Origin of the sequence: Streptomyces sp. MS19 (assembly GCF_047200595.1) — a bacterium.
In the GTDB taxonomy this organism is placed as follows: Bacteria; Actinomycetota; Actinomycetes; order Streptomycetales; family Streptomycetaceae; genus Streptomyces.
Genome location: NZ_JBJZOH010000109.1, coordinates 1 through 442 on the forward strand (window position 1 = coordinate 1; position 442 = coordinate 442).

Sequence of the window (442 nt, forward strand, 5' to 3'; positions counted from 1 at the left end):
GCTCAACCGCCAGGAAGCCATCGGCGTCATGGAACGCCTCGCCTCCAACTACCGGGTGGCAGCCGAGAGACTCCAGCGAGCCTGGGAACCAGAGTTCACACTGCCCTACGTCAACCTCAAAGGTGTCGCTGATTACGACCCCGCACCGCCCACGACCACAGGCCTGTACGACGCCTCCGGCTACGACACGAGCGGAGAGTCCGGAACGGCGCCGGGCGGTGTCAATGGCGCTGGCCAGGCGGATACGGGAAGGTTCACGCAGTCCGGTACGCGGCCGGGGATGAACTCTTTCCTCCCGCCCTACGGCCCGGGGGCGACCGAGCCGATCCCACCGACGTACTACCCACCACTCGGGGACGACCGAATCGGTACTTCACTGGACTCGGTTCCAGGGGACTCCGCCACCGGTCTGCTGCCGCCGCAGTCCACTGGGGAACCACCG

The 442-nt window shown here is 67.0% G+C and carries 1 pseudogene; it reads left to right on the forward strand.

The annotated features are described in order from the left end of the window. Positions 1-28 precede the first annotated feature (28 nt). Positions 29-442: pseudogene (locus ACL02R_RS30090) on the forward strand (hypothetical protein); the annotation flags it as partial.